The following is a 4,898-nucleotide window of genomic DNA, read 5'->3' as shown; positions in this document are numbered from 1 at the left end:
CGCCTGATCGAGCGCCTTGGCAAAGGCCGGGTCGATGTCCTCGCAGGCCTTGAACGCCGCGCAGTCCTCCCGCTGAACCACGAACAGCGCCACCGCCCGGTGGCCCTCGGCGACCTGGGCGGCCAGGTCCTTCAAGGTGCCGGGTCGAGCGCGCCGCCACGCAGTCGGGAAACTCCGCCAGGCCCGGCGTGCGGGACAGGTGGGACGTTCTTGACCTCCAGCCAGCACGGCGGGCGATCCGGATCGGTCAGCAGGAAATCGACCCGGCTGGCGGCGGCGTATTTCACCTCGGGTCGGACGCTGGCATAGCCGGCCAGTTCGGGGAGGGCGCCCGCCGCCAGGGCCTCGGCGACCAGCCTGTTGGGCAGCATCGTATTGACCCCGACCAGTCCCGTATCGGCCTCCACCAGCTGCAGCGTCCAGGCCAGCTTGCGCTTGGGATCGCCCGACCACGACGCCCAGGCGGCCTGTCCGGGCTGGTTGACGCCCAGCATGGCGCCGGGATTGGGACAGTGGGCGGTGACCTCGCGGCCGTCGTCCAGCACCAGGTCGGCGAAGAAGCGCTTGTAGCGGGCGACAAGACGGCCGCGCGCCATTGGTTGCGGGAAAAGCATGAGCGCCTTAAGTCGAAGCCGAGCCTGCGCCGTCTTGCGCGAACACCTCGCCCTTCGGCAAGCCCAGGGCGGGGTCTTTGAGCCGGCGGCCGTGGAATTCGTCCTCAGCCTGAGCCTGTCGAAGGGCGAAGACGTGAACAATGGAGCCTGCCCCATGGTCGATCGAGTCACCGCCGCCGTCCTGATCATCGGCGACGAGATCCTTTCGGGGCGTACGCAGGACGTCAATCTGAGCGCCATCGCCCGCTATCTGGCCACCTATGGCGTCGATCTGGCCGAGGCCCGGGTGGTGTCCGACGTCGAGCAGGATATCGTCGACGCGGTCAACGCCCTGCGGACCCGCTACGACTATGTGATCACCACCGGCGGCATCGGCCCCACCCACGACGACATCACCGCCGACTCGATCGCCAAGGCCTTCGGGGTCACCGCGCCCGAGCATCCCGAGATCATGGCCATGCTGCGCGAGCGCTGGGGCGAGCCCAACGCCGCCCGCCGCCGCATGGCCCACGTGCCCGAGGGCGGGGTGCTGGTGAACAATCCCGTCCAGGGCCCGCCGGGCTTCCAGAAGGACAATGTCTTCGTGCTGGCCGGGGTGCCGGCGATCATGCGCGGCATGCTCGAGGATGTCGGGCCGCGCCTGCGCACCGGGGCGGTGGTGATCAGCAAGACCGTCCGCGTCACTGGCTCGGGCGAGGGCCTGATCGCCGCGCCGCTGGAGGCGGTGGCCAAGCAGCATCCCGACATGTCGCTGGGCAGCTATCCCTTCTTCAGTCCGCCCGACATCTACGGCTCCAACCTGGTGGTGCGCGGGCGCGATCCGGCCGAGGTCGACGCCGCGGTCGAGGAACTGGTGGCGGCCCTTACCGAGGTCGGCGCGGCCGGGATCGAACGAATCGTGGCCTGAAGCCTGAAGCCTTCAGGGGCTGGTAGGGACAGTGGGACTCGAACCCACACGGATTGCTCCAACGGATTTTAAGTCCGGCGCGTCTACCATTCCGCCATGTCCCCAGGTAGCGGCATGGGCTTACGCGAGTGGTGTTTCCGCGTCGAGAGGGCAGGGCGGGGTCGCGAGCGCCCAAGGTCGGCGCAAACGCTCGGGATCGATTGGGACCAAGGTCGATCAGGCCTCGACGCGCGACGATCCCATGCTAGCGTCGCCGTCCTGAATCAGGGACGGGGACGGATCATGCGGACGGGAATCAAGGCGCTGGCGATCGCGGCGGCGTTTTGCGCGGCGGGCCAGGCCCAGGCGGCGCAGGTCGAGGCGGTCAGCGCCGCGCGGCTGCTGGACGTGGCGACGGGCAAATATCTCGACAACCCGACGGTGATCATCACCGACGGCCGCATCACCGCCGTCGGCAAGACGGGCGAGGTGGCCGTCCCGGCCGGCGCCGCCCTGATCGACCTGCCGGGCGCGACCCTGCTGCCGGGCCTGATCGACATGCACGTGCATATCGACAGCCTGGCCGAGGTCGGCGGCTATAACAGCCTGCAATACAGCGACGCCTTCTGGAGCGCGGTCCAGACGGCCAACGCCAAGGCCACGGTTGAAGCCGGCTTCACCACCATCCGCAATCTGGGCGCCGAGCGCTTCAACGATGTGGGCCTGCGCGAGGCGATCGACGGCGGCTATGTGCCGGGCCCCCGTATCGTCACCGCCGGCTATGCGATCGGCGCGACGGGCGGCCATTGCGACTCGACCTATTTCCCGGCCTCGATGGCCCAGAAGGGACCCTATGTCGCCGATGGTCCTGACGAGGGCCGCAAGAAGGTGCGCGAGGTGCGCAAGTACGGCGCCCAGGTGATCAAGATCTGCGCCACCGGCGGTGTCTTCTCGCGCAACACCGAGCCGGGCCAGCAGCAGCTGTCGCTGGTGGAGATGACCGCGATCGTCGAAGAGGCGCACATGTGGGGCCTGAAGGTCGCCGCCCACGCCCACGGCGCGGCGGGCATCAAGGACGCCATCCGGGCCGGCGTCGACACGATCGAGCATGTCAGCCTGGTCGATGATGAGGGCATCAAGCTGGCCGTCCAGAAGGGCGCCTGGTTCTCGATGGACATCTACAACACCGACTACACCCAGGCCGAGGGCAAGAAGAACGGCGTGCTGGAAGACAATCTGCGCAAGGACCGCGAAATCGGCGACGTGCAACGCGAAAACTTCCGCAAGGCGGTGAAGGCGGGCGTGAAGATGGTGCTGGGCACCGACGCCGGCATCTATCCGCATGGCCAGAACGCCAAGCAGTTCGCGGTCATGGTGCGCTACGGGGCGACGCCGCTGCAGGCCATCCAGTCCGCCACGGTCAACGCCGCCCAGGCCCTGGGCCAGGACAAGGACGTCGGCCAAGTCGCCGTGGGTCGTTATGGCGACATGATCGCCGTGGCCGGCGATCCTCTGGCCGATGTCACCGTGCTCGAAAAGCCGGTCTTCGTGATGAAGGGCGGCAAGGTGGTCAAGCAGCCCTGAGGCGGGCCGTCGTGCGCTGATTTGTCTCGGTGGTCGAACGGGTGGGCACGACTGTAGGCTGAGTAGCGGCCCTTTGGTCTCTGAGTCGTCTCATGGCTAAAACCTATCGCCCTCAACCGGTGTGGCCAGTCGACCGGTCATCGCCTCGTGACGCGTTCAACCGAACCATGAGCCTGATCGCGGCGGGCCGTGATCTGCCCGAGGTGCTTGAGGCGATCGTGCGGTCGGTCGAGGCGCAGGATCCCAACATCCTGTGCAGCATCCTGTTGCTCGACGAGGCGCGGGAGCGATTGCTGGTCGGGGCCGCGCCCGGGCTGCCCGACAGCTATAATCAGGCGATCCACGGCACGCTGATCGGCCCCAAGGCGGGGTCCTGTGGCACGGCCCTCTTTCTCGGGCGCAAGGTGATCGTCGAGTCCATCGCCACCGATCCCCTGTGGGAGGACTATAAGGATCTGGCCAAGGCCGCGGGTCTGGCCTCCTGCTGGTCCGCGCCGATCTTTGTCGAGGGGTCCCTCTGGGCACCTTCGCCATCTATCAGAGCCAGCCCAGTAAGCCGTCCACGGAGGATATCGGCTTCATCGAAACGGCGGCCGATCTGGCGGCCATCGCGATCGGACGCCATCGTTCTGACGCCCGTCTGGCGGCCAGTCTGGCGCGCGAACAGGCCGCCGCCGCGCTGCAGAAGGAGACCGCGCGCAACCTGCAGAGTTTCTTCGACGTCTCGCTCGACATGTTGTGCATCGCCAGCCTGGACGGCCGGTTCATCGAGCTTAGCCAGTGCTGGGAGGCCGCCCTGGGCTACCCGATCGCGACGCTGAAGGGGCAGTCGTTTCTGCCCTTGATCCATCCGGATGACATCGAACCTACGCGAGACGAGATGCTGCGCGTGGAGCGGGGCGACCTGATCGATGGGTTCGTCAACCGCTATCGCCGCCGCGACGGCGTCTATCGGACGCTGGAATGGCGAACCCGAGTGTCGGGTGACTTGGTCTTCGCCGTGGCGCGTGACGTCACCGACCGGCAGTTGCTGGACGCCGAAATGGCCGCCGCCCGCGCCGCCGCCGAGGCCGCCAACCAGGCCAAGAGCGACTTCCTGGCCAATGTCAGCCACGAGATCCGAACGCCGCTCAATGGCGTCATCGGCGTGACGACGCCCTGGCCCAGACGGCGCTGTCGCCCCAACAGCGGGGCATGGTCGATCTGATCCAGACCTCGGGCGAGAGTCTTGAGCGCCTTGTGTCCGACATTCTGGATGTGACCAGCATCGAGGGCGGAAGGCTTGTTCTGCAAAGCCGTACGTTCGATCTCCAGCACGCCCTGAGCGGCCCGCTGGAGATGCATCGCCATCGTGCGGAGGCGCAGGGACTGGCGTTCGACGTCCGGTTTGGGGGATGGGGTCGGGGGTGCTTTCCAGGGCGATGACATCCGCATCCGGCAGGTGTGGTGGACAATCTGCTGTCCAACACGCCGTCAGCACGCGCCAGGGGCGGGTGGCCGTGGAGATCGAGGTCAGCGGCGGCGACCCCGCCCGGCTGGAGATCGTGGTCAGCGACACGGGGATCGCTTCGACGCCGCCAAGACCAGCAGTCTTTTCGAGCGCTTCAATCAGGGCGACGCCAGCGTGACGCGCGCGTTTGGCGGAACGGGCCTGGGTCTGTCGATCAGCCACGCCATCGTGGACATGATGGGGGCTCGCTGACGGCCGATTCGACGCCGAGTCAGGGCAGCCGCTTCCAGATGGTCGTCCCTCTGGCCCGCGGTGAGGGCGATGAGCGAACGTCTGGCGAGGCCGCCCCCACCCCCACCCTCGC

5 protein-coding genes, 1 tRNA gene and 1 pseudogene are annotated in these 4,898 nt (G+C 67.6%); 5 read left to right on the top strand and 2 right to left on the bottom strand.

All coding sequences use genetic code 11. The features are described 5' to 3' along the window. Positions 1–614 (bottom strand): annotated as a pseudogene (gene sfsA / locus CSW58_RS13045) (DNA/RNA nuclease SfsA); the annotation flags it as partial. A gap of 154 nt (positions 615–768) precedes the next feature. On the opposite strand from sfsA, the gene CSW58_RS13040 reads away from it, so the two are divergent. Next, a complete protein-coding gene (locus CSW58_RS13040) occupies positions 769–1,521 on the top strand; it encodes a competence/damage-inducible protein A (RefSeq protein ID WP_099447569.1) in 753 nt (250 codons plus the stop codon). Positions 1,522–1,541: 20 nt separating this feature from the next. Here CSW58_RS13040 and CSW58_RS13035 read toward each other — a convergent pair. Then, positions 1,542–1,625, bottom strand: a tRNA-Leu gene (locus CSW58_RS13035). Between the two features lie 178 nt (positions 1,626–1,803). Between CSW58_RS13035 and CSW58_RS13030 the strand changes: the two genes are divergently transcribed. From CSW58_RS13030 to CSW58_RS13015, 4 genes are all read left to right on the top strand, one after another. Further along, positions 1,804–3,084 (top strand): amidohydrolase family protein, encoded by a 1,281-nt coding sequence (locus CSW58_RS13030; RefSeq protein ID WP_099447568.1) that lies wholly within the window; start codon positions 1,804–1,806, stop codon positions 3,082–3,084. Positions 3,085–3,176: 92 nt separating this feature from the next. Next, complete coding sequence (locus CSW58_RS13025; protein WP_099447567.1) at positions 3,177–3,905, top strand: GAF domain-containing protein; 729 nt, start codon at positions 3,177–3,179, stop codon at positions 3,903–3,905. Continuing rightward, the gene (locus CSW58_RS13020; protein WP_099447566.1) at positions 3,818–4,291 is read left to right on the top strand and encodes a PAS domain S-box protein; all 474 of its coding nucleotides are present in this window, start codon (positions 3,818–3,820) and stop codon (positions 4,289–4,291) included. Before CSW58_RS13025 ends, CSW58_RS13020 begins: the two co-directional genes overlap by 88 nt. Next, positions 4,279–4,509, top strand: a complete 231-nt coding sequence (locus CSW58_RS13015; RefSeq protein ID WP_099447565.1) for a hypothetical protein — start codon at positions 4,279–4,281, stop codon at positions 4,507–4,509. Before CSW58_RS13020 ends, CSW58_RS13015 begins: the two co-directional genes overlap by 13 nt. Positions 4,510–4,898 lie beyond the last annotated feature (389 nt).

This window comes from Caulobacter sp. B11, assembly GCF_002737765.1.
Taxonomy (GTDB): domain Bacteria; phylum Pseudomonadota; class Alphaproteobacteria; order Caulobacterales; family Caulobacteraceae; genus Caulobacter.
Note: the sequence above shows the minus strand (reverse complement) of the source record. Positions and strands in the feature narration are given on the sequence as shown.